The sequence below is a fragment of the Aliirhizobium sp. YIM B11859 genome (assembly GCF_057163345.1).
Genome location: NZ_JBXHAY010000002.1, coordinates 797,630 through 821,312 on the forward strand (window position 1 = coordinate 797,630; position 23,683 = coordinate 821,312).

Here is a 23,683-nt window from a genome sequence, read left to right on the forward strand (position 1 = left end):
CCGGTCACGCGCTTGCCTTGCTCTTGCGCGGCGGCTGTTCCGCAACCGGGACCGAAGCGGCGGATGCCTTCGCCTTGGCTTCCTCGTCCTGATCGGTCATCACCGCCTTCAGCCGATCGACGATGGCGTTCTGGCGGTTCTCGTTGGTCAGTTTGTGGCCGACGAGATCGGTGACGTAGAAGGTGTCGATCACCTTTTCGCCGAAGGTGGTGATGCGGGCCGACTGGATGTCGAGCGACAGGTCGGCAAGGCCGGCGGTGATATCGGCCAGAAGGCCGGTGCGGTCGAGGCATTCTATCTCGACCACGGTGAACTTGTTGGACAGGCCGTTCGATAGCGTGACCGAGGGCGGAATGTCGAAGGCCCGGTTTTTCTTGCGCGTCTTGGCACGGGTGGCGATGACTTCCGGCAGGCGGCGCTTGCCGGACAGCACATCCTCGATCATCCGGCCGATCGTGCCGGCACGGCGCATCTCGTCCTCGTCGACCGAAAATTCCCGGTTGATCAGGATCGTATCGACCGCCCGGCCATCGCCGGTGGTGAAGATCTGCGCATCGACGATGTTGGCGCCGGCTGCCGCGCAGGCGCCGGCGATGACGGAAAGCAGGCGCGGATGGTCAGGCGCGAGGACGGTAATTTCGGTAATCGCCCGGAAGGCATCGGTGCGCACCATTGTGGCGAGCGCCTGGCCGGCACGGTCGGTATCGCGGATGAAGCCTGCGTGACGGATCTGGTCGTCTAGCGAGACGGCCAAGAGATAGGGCTGGTAGTGAAGTGCCGAATAGGTCTTGCGATCCTTTTCGTCCCAATCCGACAGCGCCTTGTAGAGCGCTTCTTCCGCCACCTGAGCACGTTCGCGGCGCGGGGTTTCGGAAAAGCCGCCAGAGAGGAGAATTTCGGTCTCGTAATAGAGCGTGCGCAGGAGCTGGCCCTTCCAGCCATTCCAGACACCGGGGCCGACGGCGCGGGTATCGCAGATCGTCAGGATCAGCAGCAACTTCAGCCTATCCATCGACTGGACCACATCGGCGAAGTCGGTGATCGTCTTGCGGTCATGCAGGTCGCGCGTCTGCGCGGTCATCGACATGACGAGATGTTTTTCGATCAGCCAAACGACGATTTCCGTCTGCTTCTTGTTGAGCCCGAGCCTGGGGCACAGCTTGCGTGCCATGCGGGCGCCGGCGATCGAGTGATCCTCCTGCCGTCCCTTGGCGATATCGTGAATCAGCACGGCGACATAAAGCGCCTCACGCTCCTCGATGCCGGGCATCAGCTTCGAGGCAAGCGGATGAATTTCCTCCACCTCGCCCTTGTCGATCTCCGACAGGGCCTCGACGGAGCGGATCAGATGCTCGTCGACGGTATAGTGATGATACATGTTGAACTGCATCATCGCCACGACCTTGCCGAATTCGGGGATGAAGCGGCCAAGCACGCCAGCCTCGTTCATTCGCCGCAACATCAGCGCCGGGTCGCGGCGGGAGGTGAGGATCGACAGAAACAGTCGATTGGCTTCCTCGTTTTCCCGCACACTGCTGTCTATCAAGGAGAGAGAGCGCGTCATCTTCTTCAGCGCGTCGGGATGCAGTTCGAGCTGGTTGATGTCTGCGACATGGAAGAAGCGGATGATGTTGACAGGGTCGCGAGCAAAGACATCCGGTGAGGCGAGTGTGATGCGGCCGCGGTCTGTGACGAAATCCGTCGTACCGGCGATCTTGTGCAGCCGCTTGGTGAACCGCGACATCACACGGGTCGCGAGACCCGGTGCTGCCTTGGCCTGCTGTTCTTCCAGCGCCGAGCAAAAGATGCGCGTCAGGTCACCGACATCCTTGGCGACGAGGAAATAGTGTTTCATGAAGCGCTCGACCGATGAAAGGCCGGGGCGCGCGTGATAACCAAGCGAGGCTGCGATGTCGCGCTGGATATCGAAGGACAGCCGCTCTTCCGACTTGCCGGTCAGGAAATGCATGTGGCAGCGGACTGCCCAAAGGAAGTCGTCGGCCTTTTCGAACAGGCGGATTTCCGAGCGGGAGAAGACGCCGAGCTTGACCAGTTCGGCGGTATCCTTGACCCGGTAATAATATTTGGAGATCCAGAACAGGGTCTGCAGATCACGCAGACCGCCCTTGCCTTCCTTGACATTGGGCTCGACTAGATACCGCGTATCGCCGGACTTCTGATGCCGCTGATCACGCTCGGCGAGTTTCGCGGCAACGAATTCGGCGCCCGTATCGGCCACGACTTCCTTGTCGAAGCGCTGTTCGAGATCATCAAACAGTGCCGCGCAGCCGCAAATGAGGCGCGCCTCGAGAATGGCTGTACGGATCGTCATGTCGGTCTTCGACAGCCGGATACATTCTTCGACGGTGCGCGTCGCATGGCCGACCTTGAAGCCCATGTCCCAGAGAATATAGAGCAGGAACTCGACGGCCTTGCGCATCTCGTCGGAATTTTTGGCCGGAAGCAGGAAAAGCAGGTCGATATCCGATCCGGGCGCGAGTGTCGCACGGCCGTACCCGCCGACAGCTGCGACGGTGATCTCCTTGCCCTCGGGATACACGACGGTCGCCACGGTCTCATGCAGGACGCCGATGATCTGGTCCTGGATCCAGGAGATCCGGCGGGCGCAATTGAGGCCGCTGCCATCCGCATTCAGCAACGCTTGGGCATTGTTGCGGCCTTCGGTGCTTGCGCGGCGCATGATCGGCAGGAGCGCTGTCCTCAGTTCGAGATGCGGACGGCCCTTCTTCATGACCGAGCGGCACTCGGCCTTCAGCGCGTCAACGTCGAGGAGTTCTGAAAAATCGATATCGTGTCTGGCCATGTCATCCTGCCGGTGCCAGTTTGCCGGGGAGGCTTTAGCGAATTTGCGGCACCTTTACCACCGATTATGGCGATAGGTCGTTTCAAAGTTGTTGCCTTGAGCAGCCAAGTTCAAGGGGCGGCATTTTTCGGCTTGGTTTCCTGCCTCGCCTTCGCTCGCCACTGGCGCGGGCTCATGCCGGTCACCCGGCGAAATTCGCGATTGAAATTGGATTTCGTCGAGAAACCGACATCGAGCATGATGGAGGTCGCGGATTTGCGGGTCTGCTCCAGAAGGCGGCAGGCTTCGGCGACGCGCCGGTTGTTGACGAATTGCGAGACGTTGAGGCCACTCGCGCGGTTGACGGCCGCCGACAGATCGCGCGCCGGCATGCCTGCCTTGCGGGCAATCTTTGCAAGGCTGAGATTTTCGTCCCTGTAGAGTTCGCCGTCCTCAAGAGCAGCCAGAACCCGGGCGATGATCGCCTCGTCCTGCGGGCCGGGCGTAACTTGCTTGCCAGGCGGCTCGGACATGCCGGCTGCAGGCGGCATTATCGAGAACAGGATGCTCGCCGCCAGTGCGACTAGATTGATGACCGCGACCACGGAGGGAACGATCGCCGTGCCCCGGAACGCTGCATATATGGCAATGCCTGCATCGGCTGCGGCAAACAACAACATCAGCGCCGCCGTCAGCCGCGCGGCGCGAAAGGCGGGCCGCATGCGCTGCAGGCTTGCCTCGGCCATGAGTTCCTCGCCGTCGCTCCGGGTCAGACGCCATAACGCCACGCCGTAGACGACGAAGATCGCCAGCAACAAGGGATCGATCAGCACCGGCAGGATGAGAACCGAAAGAACCATCAGGACCGGCGGCCAGAAATGGCGCCAGGGTTGCGGCACATCTGCGCCCGTCAATCCGCGAAAGGCGAGAAAGGCGAGTGGCGGCATGACGGAAGCGGTGATCGGCTGGATCGACCCAAGCGTTGCAACGCCATAGCCGAAATGAATGCCGACGATCATGCCCTGCAGCGCATAGATAAGCAGGAAGGCGACGAAATAGCGCCGGCTGCCCAGCGCTTCGACGCCCTTCAGGCTGTGATGCAGCACAAGCACGAAGACCAGTCCGGCAATGAGAGGCAGGGGTATGGAAAGCAAGGAAATACCCGAAGGATGGTCTGAAACGTGCTTTGCGGCTGACTATATCAGGTTCGAGGGGCAAAGGCGGAGATTTAAAGGCTTTGGCCGCCGTTACCTACTCGGCCAAAGCTGCTCGGCCGATCAAAGGCCCGCGCCAGCGAGCCTTTGATCGGTGAGATCAGCCGGCAGCCGGATCGGCTTCGGCGAGAGCTTCCTTCACCGCGATCTCGGCCATCGCAAGGGCAGCTTCGCGGGAGGTGGCGGCAGCAATGAAGCGACCGTTATGGCAGAAGGTTGCGCCTTTGATGCCGGAGGCGGCTTCGAGATCACCATTGGTGAGGCCCGCCCAGGATTTCGGCAGATCGGCACGCAATTCGAAGCCGTCGTCTGCACGGCGGATACCGGTGACGCACCAGTCCTTGCCGTCACGTGGGTGGACGACGAAGAGCAGATGATCGGCGCCTGCCTTGATGATCGCCGGGCGGAAGGGCATGCCCATCGGCAGTTCAAGAATGCGGCCTTCGCCGGTTTTCGCGATCGCCTGAAGCACCAGCGTCTCGGCGCGCAGTTTGGCGGCGCGCTTGCCGATACCGGCCTCGACGAAAGACCGGGCGATGACGAGAGCCGAATGAAAGGCACGATCGTCGGCGCCGGGCTCGTTCTCGTCGAAGGAGGGCTTCAGGGTTTCGAGAAGGCTCGACAAGGTCAGGCCGGCAAGCGGGCCGGCAATCGACGGGCTGAGCGCGCCGTTGTCCATCAGATCGATCGGCAGGACGAAGCTCTTGTCGAAGGAGGCATGCAGCGCCTCGATATGGTCTTCAGGGATATTCATCGCCGTGAGATAGTCGCGACCGTAATGTTTCCAGATCAGGCCGAAGGAACTGTAGGGGGCTTCGTCATCGCGCAGCGGCGCACCGCGCTGATGGTGGTCGAAAATCCGCGCATCCGCGTCATAGGCGCCGCCGACGTCGTAGATGATGCGATCGGAGCCGGGCGTGATCCAGTCCGGCGCGCGGCTGCGGACGATTTTCGCCTCGGGGAAAAGCCGGGTGAGAATAACGCTGGAAAGAAGTTCGTCGGCATGGAAGCCACCGGAATGGGTGACGAGATAGTCTGGTGTCATGCCGCAATGGCCTCTGTTTGCTTGGGAGAGAACCAGATAGCGGCTGATGCGGGCGTTCACAAGCGGCGCGGCCGGCAGAGCGCGCAAGCTGATTACGAAATCGTGATGATTTCGAGTTCTTGGTTACCGACGGTGACGACGTCGCCTGCCGCCTTGCCTGTAAGTGCCCTTGCGACCGGTGAGACGTAGGAAATCGTCCCTGCCTTGGGATCGGCTTCATCCTCGCCGACGATGCGGTAGGCCTGCTCGCGTCCGTCGTCCCGGCTGAAACGGACAGTCGCACCGAAAGACACCACGTCGTTCGAGGGCGGCGCTGGCATAAGCTGGGCAGTGTGAACCCTTTCGGCGAAATAACGTGCGTCACGCGCCGGCCCAGCAGCCTGGCGGCGGCGCTCGTTGACGTCTTCGATGGCATTAGCGGCCTCATAAGCGTCACGCGCAGCCTGGAGCTGGGCCTGCAGCGCCTCCAGGCCGGTTTCGGTGACGAAGTTCGGATGCACCGAGATCGGCCGGTCGGGCAGAACCGTTTCGGCAGCCGTCTCGGCACTTTCTTCCTTGACGAAGGCAACGCTCACGCGTGAAATCCTCTTCCCATCCGTTTCACCCGCTCCGTGATCACCGGCGGGCGTAATCTGATGCCCCTACATGCTATATGAGACATTCCGCAAGCGCCAACCCGCAATGCCGATGGCGCTTGAGATCAGGATGGCGCATGTCCATTGACGGTTTCGAGAGCGGAAAAACAAGTTTCGTCGTCACAGGGCATGTTGATCGGAACGTTGATATCCTTTGCCGTCGATAAAAGGGAATGGATCAACACCTCCCTGATCTGGAGCTTGTTCAACGGGCGGCCTTGAACGAACAGAAGCAGTCGCCATGCACTCCGGCCAACAACGACGACCGTCATTTCAACATTGATATCCTTCGCCTTTGTCTCAATGCCGGTGACACGTGCAGCATCGAAACCGTTCATCTTGAATGGCACCCATTTGCTGTCGAAGGAAATATCCTCTGCGACCGCGCTCTGCAACGCCTCACCGTAGGCGACCGGATCTACGGATGGCGCATCCATCGGCTCGTAACCGAACAGGACTTCGGAAGATAGGTTGCCGGCGCTGAAATGATAGAGCTTGCCGCTCTCAGCCTTGAGTTCGTCGAAGACCCATACGGACCAGAGATCCGCTCGCTTACCGGTGGCGGGATTAATCCAATAGCGATAGCTGGATGCCATGCGCTTTTCTAACGACAGAAAGTTCAGGTAACCGATCGACATGACGGTCAGGGTCAATGTTGCAGCCACTGCTGCGGCGGCCGCGGCGGAGCGGGAAAGCCTGCCCGTTCCCCGGACGATGGCCACCCCTTCGTCATACCAGGTGGGCCTTCCCCTTGAAACACGTCGGTATTGCAGGATGCAGGGTATGATCGAAAGATAGGGAATGCCGGCGGTGCCGATAAACAGCCAGAGCCTGAACTCACGCTTCATGTAGAACTGCCAATCAGGCATGCCGGAGATGTTCTCCACTCTCACCCCTGCGACCAGCTTTCCAGGAGTGGTGCCGAACATCGTCATCGATAACCACAAAACAACGCTCGTTGCGGAAGCAACAGAAACGGCCGTTAGAAGAGCATCCGCTGCGGGGAAATTTCCGCCAATTTCCGGCAGGTGAGGCTGAATAAGATACGCAAACGGTATGCCGATCACAGCCGCCAGGATCATCTCATCAAGAAAACGGGCCCAGCAGCGCGACCACGGTCCGGCAAGCGCCGGATCGCGCGAAGTTTCGGGCGCAGCTTCGGGAATTTCGCGCTCAAAGGGGAGGCTCAGTTCCGCAGCTTCCGAAGCCTTCATCCAATCCGCAAGACCTGCGTGCCAGAGCAACGTTTCCGGCCTTATCGTCCCTTTGCCTGCCAATACGGCAAGGTCTTCGGCAGAAACAGGGCCACCCTGTTTCCGACCCAGCTTATAATACCAATAGGTCATTTAAATCAGTCATATCCCCGTTTCCCCGACAGACGAGGTTACAGGAGCATCCAAACAGGATGCAAATGCCAAGTTGTATCATCCAATGCCGGGCAGACTGTTTTTTCCGTCCCGGCAGCGGCGCGAAAACCCGGATCAGGTTTTCTCGCCGGCCTGCTTCTTCAAGGCATAAAGCGCGTCGAGCGCCTCGCGTGGTGTCATGTCGTCCGGGTTGATGGCTTTCAGCGCCTCTTCCACCTTGGACGGTCCGCGGCGCGTGTCCTCCTTACGGACGGCGACCTGGAACAGCGGCAGGTCGTCGATCAGCTGGCTTGCAGGGTTCTTGCGGTCGGAATCCTCAAGTTTTGTCAGTACGTCGCGGGCGCGGGTGACGACGGCGTCTGGCAGACCGGCAAGGCGCGCCACCTGGATGCCATAGGAGCGATCGGCCGCACCGGGGCCGACCTCATGCAGGAAGATCACCTCTCCATCCCATTCCTTGACCTTCATCGTGGCATTGGAGAGGCGCAGGAGCTTTTCCGACAGAACGGTCAACTCATGGAAATGGGTGGCGAAGAGGCCGCGGCAGCGATTGCCCTCATGCAGGTGTTCGACCGAAGCCCAGGCGATGGACAGGCCGTCGAAGGTCGCGGTGCCACGGCCGATCTCGTCGAGGATGACCAGCGAACGGTCGGTCGCCTGGTTGAGGATCGCCGCCGTCTCGACCATTTCAACCATGAAGGTGGAGCGGCCGCGGGCAAGATCATCGGATGCGCCGACGCGCGAGAACAGCCGGTCGACGATGCCGATATGGGCCGAAGCCGCCGGCACGAAGGACCCCATCTGGGCAAGAATGGCAATCAGCGCATTCTGGCGCAGGAAGGTCGACTTACCGCCCATGTTGGGACCGGTGAGAAGCCACAATGCACCGAATTCACCGCCGTTGCGGGGCGACAGATCGCATTCATTGGCAATGAAAGGACCGGAGGACTGGCGGCGCAGCGCCTGTTCGACCACCGGATGGCGACCGCCTTCGATCGCAAACATCCGGCCATCATCGACGATCGGGCGGCGATAATCCCACTCTTCTGCCAGCATCGCGAGGCCGCCGGCGACATCGATAACCGACAGCGCCCGGGCACCGGCCTTGATCGCCTCGGCTTCCGCGGTCACGGCCGCAACCATCCTGTCGAAGGCGGCGAGCTCGATCGTCAGCGCCTTGTCGGCGGCGTTGGCGATGCGGCTTTCGAGATCGGCGAGCTCGGTGGTGGTGAAGCGCATGGCGTTCGCCATGGTCTGGCGATGGATGAAGCGTGCCTTGGCTTCCGGCGTATCGGTCATCGGGCCCGCATTTCCGGCGGTCACTTCGATGAAATAGCCGAGCACATTGTTGTGCTTGATCTTCAGCGACTTGATGCCGGTTTCGTCGGCATATTGAAGCTGCAGCCCGGCGATCACCTTGCGGGACTGGTCGCGCAAGGCGCGAACCTCGTCGAGTTCGGAATGGGCGCCGTCGGCCAGAAATCCGCCATCGCGCTTCAGCAACGGCAGGTCTTCCGCAAGCAGGTTGCCGAGCAGCGATTCGACCGTGACCGGCAAAGCTCTCAGGCCGGCCAGCGCCTCGGACAGTTCGTCGGGCAACATGGACTGATCGAGAAAAGCGACAACGCCACGGGCGGCTTCAAGCCCGGCGAGGATAGAACCGAGATCGCGCGGACCACCACGATCGAGCGCCAGCCGTGACAATGCGCGCGGCATGTCCGGCACGTGTTTCAGCGAGGCGCGCAAATCGGCGCAGAGCGACGGCTCGTCCTTGAGGAAGGAGATCGAATCCAGCCGTCGATTGATGCGGCCAGGGTCGGTCAGCGGCGACATCAGCCGTTCTGCGAGAAGCCGGGCGCCGCCACCGGTCACGGTGCGGTCGATCGCCTTCAGAAGCGTGCCTTCGCGTTCGCCCGACAGTGTCTTTGTCAGCTCGAGATTGCCGCGGGTTGCGGGATCGATAAACAGGGTGGAAGCGCCGCTTTCCCGCTCCGGCCGGCCCAGTGGCGGGCGTTCGGCGATCTGGGTCTTCTCGACATAGGAAACGGCTGCGGCTGCCGCGGCAATTTCGGCGCGCGAAAAGGTACCAAAACCATCCAGCGTGCCGACACCGAAATAACGGGCGATGCGCCCTTCCGAGGTGGCGCTGTCGAACAGGACCGACGGCTGCGGAACGGCGATGCGGCCGAGCACATCAAAGACAGGCTTCAGCTCCGGATCATGAAACATGCTGTCCGGCATGATCAGTTCGCGCGGCTCGATGCGGAGGATATCGGCCAGCAGGCGCGTGGCCTCGGTTTCGGCAACACGAAACACACCGGTGGAGATATCTATCCAGGCGAGTGCCATCATGGCCTCTGCCCCGCCCTTGATACGGGCGAGCGTCATCAGGTAATTCGATTCCGAAGCAACGAGGAGTTTTTCCTCGGTGATCGTGCCGGGTGTAACAAGGCGGACGACGTCACGCTTGACGACCGATTTTCCGCCGCGCTTCTTGGCTTCCGCCGGATCTTCGATCTGTTCGCAAACGGCAACGCGGAAACCGAGCCCAATCAGCCTTTGAAGATAATCATCCGCGGCATGCACCGGTACGCCGCACATCGGGATATCCTGCCCCATATGCTGGCCGCGTCTGGTGAGCGTGATGCCGAGCGCCCGTGACGCATCAATCGCGTCCTGGAAGAACAACTCGTAGAAGTCGCCCATGCGATAAAAGAGCATCGAACCAGGGTTGTTGGCCTTGATCTCGATAAACTGCTCCATCATCGGCGTGGCCGAAGCACGGCTCTCCTCCGAGGCAAGCTGGTCGGCGGTCAGGGCGTCAATTGACGATCTTTCAAACTGGGTCACGGAACCGATTTTTTGTTGCGCAGATTTTTGATTGCGTATGGAAAGTGGCGACACTATCGGTGAAGGCCCTTTAAAGACAACATTTGCATTGGCCTTGAGGAAGGCTGCCCACAAGAAGCTGGAGAGGAGACGCCCGTGAACGACAAGACAGGTAACACGCGTACATCGGTAACCGACCAGGAGGCGCTCGACTTTCACGCCGACGGACGTCCCGGCAAGCTGGAAATCACGCCGACCAAGCCGATGGCGACGCAGCGCGACCTGTCGCTCGCCTATTCGCCGGGCGTTGCGGTGCCGGTCCTTGCCGTCGCCGCCGACCCGGCCAAGGCCTATGACTACACGACGCGCGGCAACATGGTGGCGGTCATCTCCAACGGCACGGCCATTCTCGGGCTCGGCAATCTGGGGGCACTCGCCTCAAAGCCGGTCATGGAAGGCAAGTCGGTGCTGTTCAAGCGGTTCGCCGACGTGGACTCGATCGATCTGGAGGTCGATACCGAGAATGTCGACGAATTCATCAACTGCGTGCGCTATCTCGGGCCATCCTTCGGCGGCATCAATCTCGAAGACATCAAGGCGCCGGAATGCTTCATCATCGAAAGCCGGCTGCGTGAACTGATGGATATTCCGGTCTTCCACGACGACCAGCATGGCACTGCGATCATCGCAGCAGCCGGGCTGATCAATGCGCTGGAACTGACCGGCCGCGACCTCAAGACCACCAAGCTCGTCTGCAACGGCGCGGGAGCTGCCGCGATCGCCTGTATCGAACTGATCAAGGCGATGGGCTTCAACCCGGCCAACATCATTCTCTGCGACACCAAGGGTGTGATCTACCAAGGCCGCACCGAAGGCATGAACCAGTGGAAAAGCGCGCATGCTGTCAAATCCGACAGCCGCACACTGGAAGAAGCGATGAAAGGTGCCGATGTCGTGTTCGGGCTCTCCCAGAAGGGTGCGTTCACGACCGACATGATCCGCTCGATGGCCGACCGGCCGATCATCTTCGCGATGGCAAATCCGGACCCGGAAATCACCCCGGAGGAAGTGGCGCGGATTCGTGACGACGCGATCATGGCGACAGGCCGGTCGGACTATCCGAACCAGGTCAACAACGTGCTGGGTTTCCCTTACATCTTCCGAGGCGCACTGGACGTGCGCGCGCGCCAGATCAACGATGCGATGAAGATCGCGGCTGCCCAGGCGCTGGCCGATCTTGCCCGTGAAGATGTGCCTGACGACGTGGCCGCCGCCTATCAGGGGGTTCGGCCGCGTTTCGGCGCCCAGTACATCATTCCCGTGCCGTTTGATCCACGGCTCATCTCCGCCATTCCCGTTGCCGTTGCCAGGGCTGCGATGGAAAGTGGCGCTGCCCGCCGCGAGATCGCCGATCTTGCAGCCTATGGCCGCGAGCTTTCGGCGCGCCGTGACCCGATTGCCGCAACAACGCAGAACATTTACGAGCGCGTTCGCCGCTTCCCGAAGCGGGTGGTGTTTGCAGAAGCGGAAGAAGAACAGGTGATGCGCGCAGCAATCTCCTTCTGCAATCAGGACCTCGGCACTGCAATCCTGCTTGGCCGCGACGACGTGATCCGATCGACGGCAGAAAAGGCCGGCATTGATCTCGATCGACCCGGCATCGAGATCGTCAACGCCCGCATTTCCAATCGTACCGATGCCTATATCGATTATCTCTATGAGCGCCTTCAGCGGGAAGGCTTTCTGCTGCGTGATGTGCAGCGGCTGATCAACAACGACCGCAACCATTTCGCCTCGGCCATGGTGGCAGTCGGCGATGCGGATGCGATGGTAACGGGCACAACCCGCAACTATGCTTCAGCACTTGCCGACGTGCGGCGCTGCATAGATACCAAGCCTGGGCATCGCGTAATCGGTGTATCGATCGTGGTTGCCCGCGGCCGGACGATCTTCGTTGCCGACACGGCCGTCCATGACATGCCGAATGCCGAGGATCTGGCCGATATCGCAGTCGAGGCGGCCCGCGTTGCCCGCCGCATGGGTTATGAGCCTAGGGTAGCAATGCTCGCCTATTCGAATTTCGGCCAGCCGATCGGTGAACGGTCCGAACGGGTACGCGAGGCGGTGAAGATCCTCGACGGCCGCCGCATCGATTTCGAATATGACGGGGAGATGGCCGCCGACGTGGCACTCAACGCGACACGGCTTGAACAATACCCGTTCTGCCGCCTGTCCGGCGTCGCAAACGTGCTGGTCATGCCGGCGATCCACTCTGCCTCCATCGCAACTCGAATGCTGCAGGAGATCGGCGCATCGACGGTGATTGGCCCGCTTCTCGTCGGCCTCGACAAGTCGGTGCAGATCACCCAGATGGGCGCCAAGGATTCGGAGATCGTCAACATGGCAGCGATCGCCGCCTACAATGCCGGGTCGTAACGATGTCTTGAAGAGGTTGCTTCCGGGTGGACTATGTTCAGTGAAACAAGTCCACTCGGAGCGCTAGATGAAAACCGTCTATATCCCAAACGGGCAAGGCCCCGGCAAAGGGATCAGCTCGAAAAACGGCCTCCATCGGCGCCGAAGTGATTGATGTAACGGCCGGCGATATCGGCGATCGGCAGGACGATCAGCACGTCGGTGGTGTTGAATGCCTGGTCGACCACGGCACCGTCGCCGATCATCGCACCCAGACGCAGATACCCCTTCACCAGCGGTGGCATGGCCGACAGCGCCTGGCGCGGATTGATGTCTTCGGCCGGCATCAGATCCATTTTCTGATAGAGATCAGCATTCGCCGACACTTTCCACTCGTCTTTCACCAGCGAATTGTGATGCAGGAACGACAGAGCAAGCGCATGCTCTTCGGGAAGAACGCCGGGGAAAGATGCGCAGCCGAACATGGCGCCCATGCCGTGCCGGACGGAATAAGACCAGTTGCCCTGCCACAACAATTCGACTGTCCGCTTGGTGCGATAGTCGGGCAGCACACAGGAGCGGCCGAGCTCCATGAACTGCTTGTCGGGATGGCGGGCGAGAAGCGGCGCAATATCGAATTCCGAGGCCGAATAGAAACCACCGTTGGCCATGGCAACTTCCTGACGCAACAGGCGATAGGTGCCGACGATCTGATCCTCGATTTCACCTTCGATGGCATTGTCGACAACGAGGAGGTGGTCGCAGATGGCGTCATAGCTGTCGAAGTCTCGCTTCAGCAGCATGGCTTCGGGAGGAAGCACTGCATTCATCTCTTCGACGAACACGCGGAAGCGTACCGCCTGCGCAGCCTCAATCTCGCGGCTGTTGCGTGCAAGCCGTGTTTCGAGCGAGCCTATGCGGCCGAATACATCGCCATTTCCCGTAGGCGGCGGCGTCGAAGGGATGTCGAGTGTCAATTCACGGTTCAGGAGTTCGATTGCCATGGTGATTTGCCCGTCCCGGTTGGATCACCGTCATAAATCACGTCTCTACGACAGGAACGTGACGTTGATTGTCACATTAGGATGGCGCCCCAAGTCCGTCAACGGCTTCCCTGACGGTCGAGTTCTTCGCCGAGCAGATTACGGATTTCATCCAGAAGTCTTTCCGGTTCAATGGGCTTTTGAAACACCCTGTCAGCGCCTGCGGCAAAAGCGCCCTGCAGCAGACCTTCACGACTTTCACCGGTCAAAACGACGACGGGGATTGCCGGAAGCTGCGACATTTTTTCCCTCTTACGGAGGCCAACGATGACATCGAGCGGCTCTCCACCGGGCATATTCATGTCCGAGATGATCAGGTCCGGTGGCGCACCGGCCCCGCCGATGAGATCGGCGAAGCTCGGCACATCGGCGACCCAGCGGACCCTGTGTCCGCTTTTTTGAAGCGTCGCACGCAGGAGCGTGGCGCTGATCGGGTCATCTTCGGCCAACACGATATCGAGGTTTTCGAATTGGCCGGCTTGAGTGACGATCGCCCTCGCCGTGGGGGCGACGGCTGCCGGGGCGGAAACTCGCTGTGTACCGGAAATTCTTCCGAAGCCGCGCATGCGCCCGCTCAGCACGTCGATCAGCGACCGCTCGCGCAGGGGCCGGATCAGCCATGCATCGAAAAGATCCTGCGGTTGCGATGCCCGCTCTTCCGGGTTGACGAGGAGGACGCGATGCAGCGGATGATGCTGAGGCTCCAAAGCATAATCGGATGCCAGACGATGGTCGACGACCAGATCGGTGAAGGGCGTCATACCTGCGGCGGCACGGTCGATCAACATCGACACGTCGCGTGCGGCAGCAACATGATGGCACCGTCCGCCGAGCGCCTCGATCGTTGCGACCGTCGCCTGTGCCGAGGGACCATGCGGAGCCAGGAGTACGACGCGGGACCGCGCCAGCATGCCGCTGCGATCCGTGTCGCCGGCAGCGACATCCTCGGCCAGCCTGACGGGGAAGCGGATGGTGAAGGTGCTGCCCTCGCCCTTGCGGCTTCTTACCGAAAGCGAGCCACCGAATTCCGTCAGGATCCGTGATGCGATACCGAGGCCGAGGCCCGTGCCGCCGCTTCGCGCTTCGGCCGATCCCGCTTGTTCGAATTCGCCGAAGATTGTCGCCTGTTCCTGAAGCGTCATTCCCGGCCCGGTATCGATCACCGCGATCTCGACATTGCCTCCGGCGATTTCGACGCGAACCAGCACCCCGCCGATGCCGGTGAACTTGACCGCATTGCCAATGACGTTGAACAGCACCTGGCGCAGTCGGGCGGGGTCGAAGTCCAGCAGGTCGGGCAAATCGGCGGCAAACGTCGCAGCGACCTCGATCCGTTTCTCGTGGGCACGCGGAGACAGCATCTCGACGACGCTTTCCAGCAGCTGCCGAAGGTTTTCGGCGCGGGTGTTGAGCCGGAATCGACCGGCTTCCATCGTCGAAAGATCGAGGATGTCGTCAACGAGCTGCGCCAAAAGATGCCCAGACTGGCGGATACCACTCAGGTAGTTCTGCTGCTCGGCCGTCAGCTTCGTCTGGCTGAGCAGATGCGTCATGCCGAGAATGCCGTTCAACGGCGTCCGGATTTCGTGAACCACCGTCGACAGCCGTCGCGATTTGGCCTCGCCTGCGGCTTCCGATTGCTTCAACCGCCCCATGAGCGAGCGATTGCTGCGGCTCGGTGACCAGCCTTGCAACTGGGAGAAAAGATTTTGAAGCGGGCCAGGACGGCGCGACGACGCCCCGGGACGACCTTCGATACTTTCCGACGGGCGAATGACGATTTCGCGCGATTGCTCCGCAGGGTCCCCTGCGAACGATTTCGAGGAGAAGGCCTTGGATATGCGATCGTGCAGTTCAGCAATGGTGCGCATGGGACAAGCCTACACGGGCTTTCCTTCGCAATCCTTATGCCGTCCCCCTAATAATGTATTAATCGGCTCGCTTCGATCCGACCAGCTCGTCCAGAATAACCAAGCCCGCTCCGATAGTTATGAAGCTATCAGCGAGATTGAAGACGGCAAACGACCACGTCTCCGTATGAAACAGGACGTAATCGATGACGTGACCATAGATCAAACCGTCGATCAGATTGCCGATCGCACCGGCAATGATCAGGGCAAAGCCGGTATGCGCGAAGGTTCGCGATACCGGTGTCCTGCGCCAGAGCCAGATCACGACGGTGACGATCACCAGGCGCATGCCGATGATGAATTCCCGCTCCATGCCAGACAAGAGCGAGAAGGCAACACCGAGATTGTAGGTGCGGAACAGCGCAAGGAAGGGCACGACCGGCACAGCCTCGTGCATTGGCAGATAGGCTTCGACGGCAAGCTTGATCACCTGGTCAAGCAGGATAGCGATCACGATGACGATCCCGGCGATCAGCGGGCGGGACATGTAAGCTGCGCGTTGCGTCATTTTCTTTCTTCCAGGGCAAGGAGGTGGCGACGCGCTTCGAACAACATGACGGCGGTGGCAACAGCGAGATTGAGACTGTCCGCCCTGCCCTGCTGGGGAATCCGAACCGTGCGATTTGCCGCCTTGGCAAGATTATCCGGAAGGCCGGATTGTTCATTGCCCATCAGGATGACGACCGGTTTGCTTTTGTAATCGGCGGTCCGATAATCGATCGCGCCGGCAAGGTGCGTGGCGACCACCTCGACGCCTGAGCGCTTCTGCCAGCTCAAAAACTCTTCGGCCGAGCATTTTACCAATGGCAGAGCGAAGACCGAGCCCATCGTGGCACGAACGGTTTCAAGCGAAAACGGATCGGTGCAGTCACCAACGAGAATGACGGCAGACGCGCCTGCGGCATCGGCGGTGCGGATGATCGTGCCGAGATTGCCCGGATCGCGCACCCGATCGAGCGCGACGACCGTCTGGTCCTTGGAGGGCACCAGTTCGTCGAGCCGCATCCAGCGCTGTTCGAAAATGCCGACCACCATCTGCGGATTGTCGCGACGGGTCACCGACGACAGGACCTTTTCCGAGACCTCGAGAACCAGACCGCCATTCGCCACGGTGCGTGTGGCAACCTGCTCGACCAGCGGCTTGCCCTTGGCGGCCTTGGCGTAAATCAGCGTGCGGATTTCCCAGCCGAGTTCGAGCGCGTCGATCACAAGCTTCAGACCTTCGGCCATGAAGATGCCGGCAGCTTCGCGGTCCTTCTTGTTGGACAGCGCCTTGATGTCCTTGATGATCGGATTGGCAAGCGAGGTGACTTCCTTCACCTGGCCGACCTTGCGGGCACCCGGTTTTCTGAATTCGTCTGTCATCGAGAAACCCAACGGCTGAAAAGTGAGGTGGAAAGAGCGCGCCCGTGACCTGAACCATCCTGGCCCGTCTCGCGGATGACGAGTTCGCCGGACTCCACCATTCCGCCTGCGCCACGCATGGTTTCGCGCATCAGCTCATGGATGGAGTAGAAACTCGCCCGGATCGAATAGGCGGTCAGCACAAGACCGACGGCATCCTTCGACAGAAGCTCACGGCAGACATCAAGCATTACCGGCACATGTTCGAACAGTTCCCAGACCTCGCCATTCGGCCCGCGGCCGAACTTCGGCGGGTCGGTGAGAATGATGTCATAGGCGCTGCCCCGTCGTTCTTCCCGAAGGATGAACTTCATCGCATCCTCGCAAATCCAGCGGACAGGCGCCTTGTCGAGGCGAGATAGAGCCTGATTTTCCCTGGCCCAGCCGATCGCCTTTTTCGACGCGTCTACATGGGTCACTTCCGCGCCGGCTGCAGCGGCCACCAGCGAGGCAACGCCGGTGTAACCGAACAGGTTGAGAACCTTGAGCGTACGCCCCTTGGCCTTGGCTTCCTCGACGCGGTCCTTCACCCAGGCCCAATGGACGATCTGCTCTGGAAAGAAGCCCATATGCCGGAAGGCCGTGAAACGACCGAGGAAATCGATATCCAGCAGCGTCAGCGGCCAGGTTTCGCCGAGAGCCTCATGCGGAAATTTCCACCGTCCCATACCGTCTTCGTCGGTGTTGCCGGTGAAAACTGCATCGGCCCTATCCCAAACACCTGCAGGCAGCGACGGTTGCCACAACGCCTGCGCCTCGGGTCGAACGACGAAATAAGGGCCGTATTTTTCAAGCTTCAGGCCGCGGCCACTATCGACCAGATGGAAGTCGCCGGCGTTTTGCGATTCCAGAATGACGGGCACGTTTTCCCGCGGCAGATCCCCTGCTCGCGGAAGAAGTGCACGCACCGGCACGGCCTGTTGGGGTGCCGACTTTGGTTCGGCGGCGCTGTTTTGTCGAGCTCTGCCTTCTCTGTCGGCGATCTCCCTGGGCCGGAGATCAACAGCCTTCGGGCGCATTGCGACAGCCGGCGTCTTGGGTTTTGCACCCGCGCCATGCCGATCGACGGCCTTGCCTCCCCGGGGCGCTCCCTTGGGGGGCTCCTTCTGCCCGGTCCGCTTGTCTCTGCTCTTCAAAGAATGATCCTTCGCTTTCATCCGCGTGCAGATAGCATCTGACGCGCATTCGGCAAAGCCCATGCAACGATGATGCAAACCAGCCGCCATAAGCTCGATGACTGACGGGAGCTTTCAGGGATTTACAGAAAGGATTTCAGAACATCCTGCGGGGCCGACGCGAGGCGCATCAGCGTCTCTGGACGACCGCCTTGTGCTCGCTTTGCCACTTCACCGCTTCCTTGGCCTCGACGCGGGCCTGGCGGCGATAACGCCCCTGCCTCCACCACGTCACCGAGGCACCGATCGCCATGCCGACGAGGAGAGCCAGAAAGACAAACACGAAAAAGGGCGCCGAGAGGGACAACACGCTGTCCTGCGGCTGGAAAGGATTAAGCGCCAGGGTGACGATCTGCCGGTTGGCAACAGCCAGCACGATCAGAATGATGCCAATCGGCACGAAGACGACAAGCGAAAGGATACGCTTCAGCTTTGTCATGAATACCTCCGGCAATATCTCATTATCGCAAAACAGATCGGGCCGAATGCCGAGGTTTCAAGCCCCCGCGGCGATTTCAGCCTCAATCGTCCTCGTCGGCCATGCCCGGGTTGAGCCGCTCGCGCAGCTCCTTGCCGGTCTTGAAAAACGGGACCCACTTCTCCTCGACAAAGACGCTTTCGCCGGTTCGCGGGTTGCGCCCCGAACGAGACGGACGGTTCTTTACCGAAAATGCGCCGAAACCGCGAAGCTCGACCCTGTTCCCGCCCGCGAGCGCATCCGTGATTTCATCGAGCACGGCATTGACGATGTTCTCGACGTCGCGATGGTAGAGATGCGGATTGCGTGCTGCAACGATCTGAACCAATTCAGACTTAATCACGGTTGCCCCCTGAAAGAATTAGATTTTCAACCTTTGCCAACCTGCCAAACCGAGACAAGACCGTCAAGGAACAACTTGCTGGGATCCCATCCGTCGAGTGCATCCGGCGTAATAGGTATCGTGATGCCGGCATAGCGGAAAAGGCCCACAAGCGCATGGGCGAACCAATAGGAAGACGAGGCTTCGCTGTCCTTCCATTCGACGATCGGCAGATCGCGCGAAACGTCGCGGCTCTCAAGATAATCGAGGATATCGTCATCGCCACCGAGCTTGTCGATCAACTTGACGCTTAAAGCCTGCCGGCCAGTGAAAATCGTGCCGTCGGCAAGCTTCAAGACCTCGTCTCGCGAAAGCTTCCGGCGCTCCGCCACCAGATCGACAAACCAGCCATAGCTATCCATGATCATGTTGCGGATCATGGTCTTGGCTTCCTCGCTCGCCGGATGGAAGGGCGACGGTTCGGCTTTCAACGGCGACGACTTGATCTCCTCCAGCGAAACGCCGATCTTCTTCATTACCTCATCAATCTGCGGGTACTGGAAGATGACGCCTATCGAGCCCGTGATCGAGCTCTCGCCGGCCACGATCGTATCACCGGCTGTGGCGATCATGTAGCCGGCGGATGCCGCCAGGGTACGGACATCGGAGACCACGGGTTTCTTTTCGGCTACCTTGCGGATCGCCTGAAAGAGGCGCTCGCCGCCATAGGTCGTGCCGCCGGGGGACGAGATGGACACGATCAGCGCCTTGGCTTGGCTACTGTCGGCAATCCGCTGAAGGCGGTCGAGCAGTTCACGGTCATCGGTGATCATGCCCGAAATCCGGACCCTTGCGATATGCGGCGCGGCCGATCCGGAGCGATCACCGGCGACCAGCAGATAGGAAACGAACCCGATGGCAACCAGAAAAAGAAGGGCTGCGATGCGCCAGAAACTGAGCTTGCGGCGCAATTGACGCCGATCTGCAATTGCCATGTGGTCCATAAAAGTCCCTTGTCCGCTTAGTATCCCGGAAACCACAAACTGGCTCCGCATCACCTGTTGAAGCCGCTCCTATCACGTTTTTATGTTCTTCGTTATTGTTTGTTGATGGATAAAAACCATATTGGCGGTCGACGATCGTGCAACGGCTCCTAAAAGCCGGAGCTATCCGATTGCCGGAAAGGAACAAACGGGACATCATGCTGCAGCATATCCAAAATACGGGCAATACGCTTGGCGCCTCCACTCCGACGCCGGCCAGCCCCTATGATGCGGCGCTTGCCCATTCCTCGCGTGTCGGCAGGCTCAAGGTCCTGTTGCCGATTGCTGCCGGAGTGATCTCGCTTCTTTTCGTCGGGGTCGCGGTCATACGCACCTACCTGCCGGAAAACCTTTCGATCGAAAGCGCAAAGATAGAAGACGGCAAGATCGTCATGGAGCGGCCGGCGATATCGGGCCGCAACAGCGACGGGATCAGCTATTCGATGCTGGCGACGAAAGCGCTTCAGGACATCCAGAACCCCAATCTGATCACGCTGCAGGACGTCAAGGCGGCGGTGCCGATCAATGACGATATCGTTGCGCGGGTGACGGCGAAAAGCGCCGATTTCGATCGCGGTGCCGATGTGCTCGACCTGACGGCACCTTTCGACGTCAACCTCAGCAATGGCATTACCGCGCATTTTATCTCGGCGCATCTCGACATTCCCGGCGGAACCATGAATACGTCCGATGCGGTGAATATCTCGATGACCGAAGGGTCCATTGTTGCAGATTCCATGAAGATCACCGATAAGGGGCATACCCTCACGTTCACCGGCAAGGTTCGGGTCCATCTCGATCCGACCGCCATCCGCAACAAAGGCAAGTAGAGCCCGGCGCCATGATGCTTAGTCGCTTTTCCCCACGCATTTCTGCCGCGACCGCGGTGGCCCTTCTCTGCTGTTTCGGCACGTCCGCTTATGCTCAAGCGACAACGAGCAAGATGGACGGCCTGAAACTCTCCGGTGATCAACCAATCCAGATCCAGAGCGACCAGCTCGAAATCAAGGATCAGGAAAAGAAGGCATATTTCACCGGCAACGTGAACGTCGTTCAGGGAACGACGACGCTGAAGGCCGGCAAAATGACCGTACTCTACAAGGAAAAGGCAGGCGGAGACGGCAGCGCTGCCTCGATCTCCAGCGGCAACGCCGATATCGACAAGATCTTTCTGGACGATACCGTGTACCTGAACTCGGGCACCCAGCAGGCGACTGCCGATAATGGCCAGTTCGACATGGCGAGCCAGACGTTTGTCCTGACCGGCAAGCAGGTCGTGCTTTCCGACGGACCGAATGTCTTCAGGGGATGCAAGTTGACGGTTCAGATGGCAAGCGGCGAAGCCAAGCTCGACAGCTGCGGCGGACGGGTCGAAATCATGCTCGATCCGAAATCGCGCCCCAAGCAATAGACACCAGACACGTGAAACTCCCCCTTCTCTCCCGTTTGCAGGCAAGGACGCCCGCCTCGCCAGAACCGTTCACGGCGCGCGACAAGACGCGCTATGAAGGCACACTGGTGGCGCATGGCCTTTCCAAGACCTATGACACAAGACGCGTGGTGAACGGCGTGTCGCTGGTCGTGCGTCGCGGCGAAGCTGTCGGGCTTCTCGGTCCGAACGGCGCCGGCAAGACCACCTGTTTTTACATGATCACCGGTCTCGTCCCCGTCGACGAGGGTATGATCGCGATCAACGGCAACGAAGTGACCCGCATGCCGATGTATCGTCGGGCGCGGCTCGGGGTCGGCTACCTCCCCCAGGAAGCGTCGATCTTCCGTGGCCTTTCGGTCGAGGACAATATTCGCGCCGTGCTGGAAGTTCACGAGCCGAACCGCGACAAGCGCGAGGCGAAGCTCGACGAGCTGCTCGAGGAATTCCACATCAGTCAGCTGCGCAAATCGGCGGCCGTCGCGCTTTCCGGCGGTGAGCGACGTCGTCTGGAAATTGCCCGCGCTCTGGCGACGGACCCGTCATTCATGCTGCTTGACGAACCTTTTGCGGGCGTCGACCCGATTTCGGTTTCCGACATCCAGAACCTTGTTCGCCACTTGACCGCGCGTGGTATTGGGGTACTGATAACCGACCACAACGTACGCGAGACGCTTGGCCTCATCGATCGTGCGTATATCATCCATGCCGGCGAGGTGCTGACGCATGGGCGGGCGTCGGACATCGTGAACAACCAGGATGTGCGGCGGCTGTATCTTGGCGATAAGTTCAGCCTCTGAAATCGCCGCGAAATAACCTGCGCGCCGCTTGACCAAATCTCATAAAAAAGCAATTCTTGTGCCAGATGCGCTGATGGCGGCTGAGCGATGATTGCTTAGCCAGGGGTTTTTGGGAGTTTAGCGTCCACCATGGGTTTAACCGCCAGCCTTTTCCTGCGACAGACCCAATCACTTGTGATGACACCGCAGCTGATGCAGTCCATCCAGCTGCTGCAAATGACGCATTTCGAACTGAACCAATTCATCGCCCAAGAGCTGGAAAAGAATCCATTGCTCGAAATTGCGCCAGCGGATGGCGAGAGTGGCGCAGAATTAGGCCATGACGTCGCGCCGGAGCATGACATATCCGAAGGCGATTCCAGCGCAAGCAGCTGGCAGGACGATCCGGGGATCGTCATTACCGAGACCTTCGGAGACGGGCTCGATGGCGGCACCGAGAATGTATTTCCAGACGACATGCCGGAGCGACGCGCAGATGCGCCCGAACTTCTTGGCCAATGGAAGTCCATGCCGGGAGGTGAAGCCGGCGAAGACTATAATTTCGATGATTTCATCGCGGGTGCGGTCGGTCTGCGCGAGCATATCAACCAACAGATACCGCTTCTGCTGAAAGATCCGCAGGATCGGCTGATTGCCCAGCAGCTTACGGACGAGCTCGATGATGCCGGATATCTGCAGGCAGAAACAGGCGAGGTTGCCGCAAGGCTCGGAACCGATGTCGGGCATGTCGAAGGCGTTCTCGAACGCCTGCAGACACTCGATCCGGCCGGCATTTTCGCCCGCACTCTTGGGGAATGCCTGGCTATCCAGCTGAAATACAAGGATCGACTTGACCCCGCCATGGAGGCACTGGTCAATCATCTGGAACTTCTGGCCAAACGGGATTTCGCCAGCCTGCGCAAGTTGTGCGGCGTGGATGACGAAGACCTTCTCGACATGCTGGCAGAAATCCGGCAGCTCAATCCGAAGCCAGGCGCCGATTTTGCCGGCCAGGTCGCCGACGTCATCTCTCCCGATATCGTGGTACGCCCCGCAAACAGCGGCGGCTGGGCCGTCGAACTCAATCCCGACACACTGCCACGCGTGCTCGTCAACCAGTCCTATTTCCAGCAGGTCTCGAAAGGCTGCCCGAAGAGCAGCGAGGATTACGTCTTCCTGTCGGATTGCCTGCAGAACGGCAACTGGCTGACACGCAGCCTCGACCAGCGCGCCAAGACCATCATGAAGGTGGCAACCGAGATTGTCCGGCAGCAAGATGCCTTCCTGATGCACGGTGTCGATCATCTGCGTCCGCTGAACCTCAAGACTGTCGCCGAAGCGATCAAGATGCACGAGTCGACGGTCAGCCGCGTCACCTCGAACAAATACATGCTGACGCCGCGCGGCATGTTCGAACTCAAATATTTCTTCACCGTATCGATCGGATCGGCGGACGAAGGTGGTGACAGCCATTCGGCAGAGGCCGTGCGCCACAAGATCCGGATGCTGATTACCCAGGAAGCCCCGGAGGCGGTTCTTTCCGATGACGATATCGTGACCAGCCTCAAGCATGCCGGCGTCGACCTGGCCAGACGCACGGTCGCCAAGTACCGGGAAGCCATGAACATTCCCTCGTCGGTGCAGCGCCGCCGGGAAAAGCGGGCCGTGGCACGCGCCGCAGCCGTGTGACCACCCCAAGACACACATCCACAGGTAGTGCCGTTGACATCCCATCCATCCAAGGCTAGAAGCCCCGCCGCGGCTGGACGGGACCTGTTACGCCGACTGGATA

Annotated in this window: 19 protein-coding genes; 5 read left to right on the plus strand and 14 right to left on the minus strand. The window is 60.1% G+C overall.

Annotation, left to right across the window (positions count from 1 at the left end):
- Window positions 1-4 precede the first annotated feature (4 nt).
- From AC2GXZ_RS10075 to mutS, 6 genes are all read right to left on the minus strand, one after another.
- A complete protein-coding gene (locus AC2GXZ_RS10075; protein WP_483759011.1) occupies window positions 5-2,824 on the minus strand; it encodes a [protein-PII] uridylyltransferase in 2,820 nt (939 codons plus the stop codon).
- Window positions 2,825-2,934: 110 nt separating this feature from the next.
- Window positions 2,935-3,957, minus strand: coding sequence for a helix-turn-helix domain-containing protein (locus AC2GXZ_RS10080; RefSeq protein ID WP_483759012.1), 1,023 nt, complete (start codon window positions 3,955-3,957; stop codon window positions 2,935-2,937).
- 160 nt (window positions 3,958-4,117) lie between these two features.
- Complete coding sequence (locus AC2GXZ_RS10085; RefSeq protein WP_483759013.1) at window positions 4,118-5,062, minus strand: MYG1 family protein; 945 nt, start codon at window positions 5,060-5,062, stop codon at window positions 4,118-4,120.
- A 92-nt stretch (window positions 5,063-5,154) separates the two neighbouring features.
- The gene (greA, locus tag AC2GXZ_RS10090) at window positions 5,155-5,637 is read right to left on the minus strand and encodes a transcription elongation factor GreA (RefSeq protein WP_483759014.1); all 483 of its coding nucleotides are present in this window, start codon (window positions 5,635-5,637) and stop codon (window positions 5,155-5,157) included.
- Window positions 5,638-5,762: 125 nt separating this feature from the next.
- Window positions 5,763-7,043, minus strand: a complete 1,281-nt coding sequence (locus tag AC2GXZ_RS10095; RefSeq protein WP_483759015.1) for an RDD family protein — start codon at window positions 7,041-7,043, stop codon at window positions 5,763-5,765.
- Window positions 7,044-7,178: 135 nt separating this feature from the next.
- On the minus strand, window positions 7,179-9,830 hold the full coding sequence (gene mutS / locus AC2GXZ_RS10100; protein ID WP_483759399.1) for a DNA mismatch repair protein MutS: 2,652 nt from the start codon (window positions 9,828-9,830) through the stop codon (window positions 7,179-7,181).
- Window positions 9,831-10,049: 219 nt separating this feature from the next.
- On the opposite strand from mutS, the gene AC2GXZ_RS10105 reads away from it, so the two are divergent.
- Window positions 10,050-12,329: an NADP-dependent malic enzyme gene (locus AC2GXZ_RS10105; RefSeq protein ID WP_483759016.1), complete on the plus strand. Its 2,280-nt coding sequence runs from the start codon at window positions 10,050-10,052 to the stop codon at window positions 12,327-12,329.
- A gap of 113 nt (window positions 12,330-12,442) precedes the next feature.
- Here the strand turns inward: AC2GXZ_RS10105 and olsB are convergent, their stop codons facing one another.
- From olsB to sppA, 8 genes are all read right to left on the minus strand, one after another.
- Window positions 12,443-13,312: a l-ornithine N(alpha)-acyltransferase gene (gene olsB, locus AC2GXZ_RS10110; RefSeq protein ID WP_483759017.1), complete on the minus strand. Its 870-nt coding sequence runs from the start codon at window positions 13,310-13,312 to the stop codon at window positions 12,443-12,445.
- Window positions 13,313-13,410: 98 nt separating this feature from the next.
- Window positions 13,411-15,222, minus strand: coding sequence for a hybrid sensor histidine kinase/response regulator (locus AC2GXZ_RS10115; RefSeq protein ID WP_483759018.1), 1,812 nt, complete (start codon window positions 15,220-15,222; stop codon window positions 13,411-13,413).
- Between the two features lie 58 nt (window positions 15,223-15,280).
- Window positions 15,281-15,769, minus strand: coding sequence for a signal peptidase II (gene lspA, locus AC2GXZ_RS10120; protein WP_483759019.1), 489 nt, complete (start codon window positions 15,767-15,769; stop codon window positions 15,281-15,283).
- The gene (locus tag AC2GXZ_RS10125; RefSeq protein ID WP_483759020.1) at window positions 15,766-16,626 is read right to left on the minus strand and encodes a TrmH family RNA methyltransferase; all 861 of its coding nucleotides are present in this window, start codon (window positions 16,624-16,626) and stop codon (window positions 15,766-15,768) included. The genes lspA and AC2GXZ_RS10125 overlap by 4 nt, the downstream gene beginning before the upstream one ends.
- The gene (locus AC2GXZ_RS10130) at window positions 16,623-17,801 is read right to left on the minus strand and encodes a class I SAM-dependent methyltransferase (RefSeq protein WP_483759021.1); all 1,179 of its coding nucleotides are present in this window, start codon (window positions 17,799-17,801) and stop codon (window positions 16,623-16,625) included. The genes AC2GXZ_RS10125 and AC2GXZ_RS10130 overlap by 4 nt, the downstream gene beginning before the upstream one ends.
- Before the next feature lie 169 nt (window positions 17,802-17,970).
- The gene (locus AC2GXZ_RS10135; RefSeq protein ID WP_483759022.1) at window positions 17,971-18,279 is read right to left on the minus strand and encodes a DUF1049 domain-containing protein; all 309 of its coding nucleotides are present in this window, start codon (window positions 18,277-18,279) and stop codon (window positions 17,971-17,973) included.
- A gap of 82 nt (window positions 18,280-18,361) precedes the next feature.
- On the minus strand, window positions 18,362-18,661 hold the full coding sequence (locus tag AC2GXZ_RS10140) for an integration host factor subunit beta (RefSeq protein WP_112454414.1): 300 nt from the start codon (window positions 18,659-18,661) through the stop codon (window positions 18,362-18,364).
- Window positions 18,662-18,687: 26 nt separating this feature from the next.
- Window positions 18,688-19,644, minus strand: a complete 957-nt coding sequence (gene sppA, locus AC2GXZ_RS10145; protein WP_483759023.1) for a signal peptide peptidase SppA — start codon at window positions 19,642-19,644, stop codon at window positions 18,688-18,690.
- Between the two features lie 197 nt (window positions 19,645-19,841).
- Here sppA and AC2GXZ_RS10150 point away from each other — a divergent pair, with 197 nt between their 5' ends.
- The 4 genes from AC2GXZ_RS10150 (at window position 19,842) to rpoN (ending at window position 23,580) form a co-directional block, all read left to right on the plus strand.
- Window positions 19,842-20,513 (plus strand): LPS export ABC transporter periplasmic protein LptC, encoded by a 672-nt coding sequence (locus AC2GXZ_RS10150; protein WP_483759024.1) that lies wholly within the window; start codon window positions 19,842-19,844, stop codon window positions 20,511-20,513.
- Window positions 20,514-20,527: 14 nt separating this feature from the next.
- Complete coding sequence (locus tag AC2GXZ_RS10155; RefSeq protein WP_483759400.1) at window positions 20,528-21,094, plus strand: LptA/OstA family protein; 567 nt, start codon at window positions 20,528-20,530, stop codon at window positions 21,092-21,094.
- A complete protein-coding gene (lptB, locus tag AC2GXZ_RS10160) occupies window positions 20,992-21,912 on the plus strand; it encodes an LPS export ABC transporter ATP-binding protein (protein WP_483759025.1) in 921 nt (306 codons plus the stop codon). The genes AC2GXZ_RS10155 and lptB overlap by 103 nt, the downstream gene beginning before the upstream one ends.
- A 129-nt stretch (window positions 21,913-22,041) precedes the next feature.
- Window positions 22,042-23,580, plus strand: coding sequence for an RNA polymerase factor sigma-54 (gene rpoN, locus AC2GXZ_RS10165; protein WP_483759026.1), 1,539 nt, complete (start codon window positions 22,042-22,044; stop codon window positions 23,578-23,580).
- Window positions 23,581-23,683 lie beyond the last annotated feature (103 nt).

Excerpts from the sequence above, each read along its gene's own strand:
- AC2GXZ_RS10085 (WP_483759013.1), bottom strand. The coding sequence starts at position 5,062 with ATGACACCAGACTATCTCGTCACCCATTCCGGTGGCTTCCATGCCGAC.
- lptB (WP_483759025.1), top strand. The coding sequence starts at position 20,992 with ATGCAAGTTGACGGTTCAGATGGCAAGCGGCGAAGCCAAGCTCGACAG.
- AC2GXZ_RS10125 (WP_483759020.1), bottom strand. The coding sequence starts at position 16,626 with ATGACAGACGAATTCAGAAAACCGGGTGCCCGCAAGGTCGGCCAGGTG.
- AC2GXZ_RS10135 (WP_483759022.1), bottom strand. The coding sequence starts at position 18,279 with ATGACAAAGCTGAAGCGTATCCTTTCGCTTGTCGTCTTCGTGCCGATT.
- AC2GXZ_RS10075 (WP_483759011.1), bottom strand. The coding sequence starts at position 2,824 with ATGGCCAGACACGATATCGATTTTTCAGAACTCCTCGACGTTGACGCG.
- rpoN (WP_483759026.1), top strand. The coding sequence starts at position 22,042 with ATGGGTTTAACCGCCAGCCTTTTCCTGCGACAGACCCAATCACTTGTG.
- sppA (WP_483759023.1), bottom strand. The coding sequence starts at position 19,644 with ATGGACCACATGGCAATTGCAGATCGGCGTCAATTGCGCCGCAAGCTC.
- lspA (WP_483759019.1), bottom strand. The coding sequence starts at position 15,769 with ATGACGCAACGCGCAGCTTACATGTCCCGCCCGCTGATCGCCGGGATC.
- AC2GXZ_RS10115 (WP_483759018.1), bottom strand. The coding sequence starts at position 15,222 with ATGCGCACCATTGCTGAACTGCACGATCGCATATCCAAGGCCTTCTCC.
- mutS (WP_483759399.1), bottom strand. The coding sequence starts at position 9,830 with ATGATGGAGCAGTTTATCGAGATCAAGGCCAACAACCCTGGTTCGATG.
- AC2GXZ_RS10095 (WP_483759015.1), bottom strand. The coding sequence starts at position 7,043 with ATGACCTATTGGTATTATAAGCTGGGTCGGAAACAGGGTGGCCCTGTT.
- olsB (WP_483759017.1), bottom strand. The coding sequence starts at position 13,312 with ATGGCAATCGAACTCCTGAACCGTGAATTGACACTCGACATCCCTTCG.
- AC2GXZ_RS10150 (WP_483759024.1), top strand. The coding sequence starts at position 19,842 with ATGCTGCAGCATATCCAAAATACGGGCAATACGCTTGGCGCCTCCACT.
- AC2GXZ_RS10155 (WP_483759400.1), top strand. The coding sequence starts at position 20,528 with ATGCTTAGTCGCTTTTCCCCACGCATTTCTGCCGCGACCGCGGTGGCC.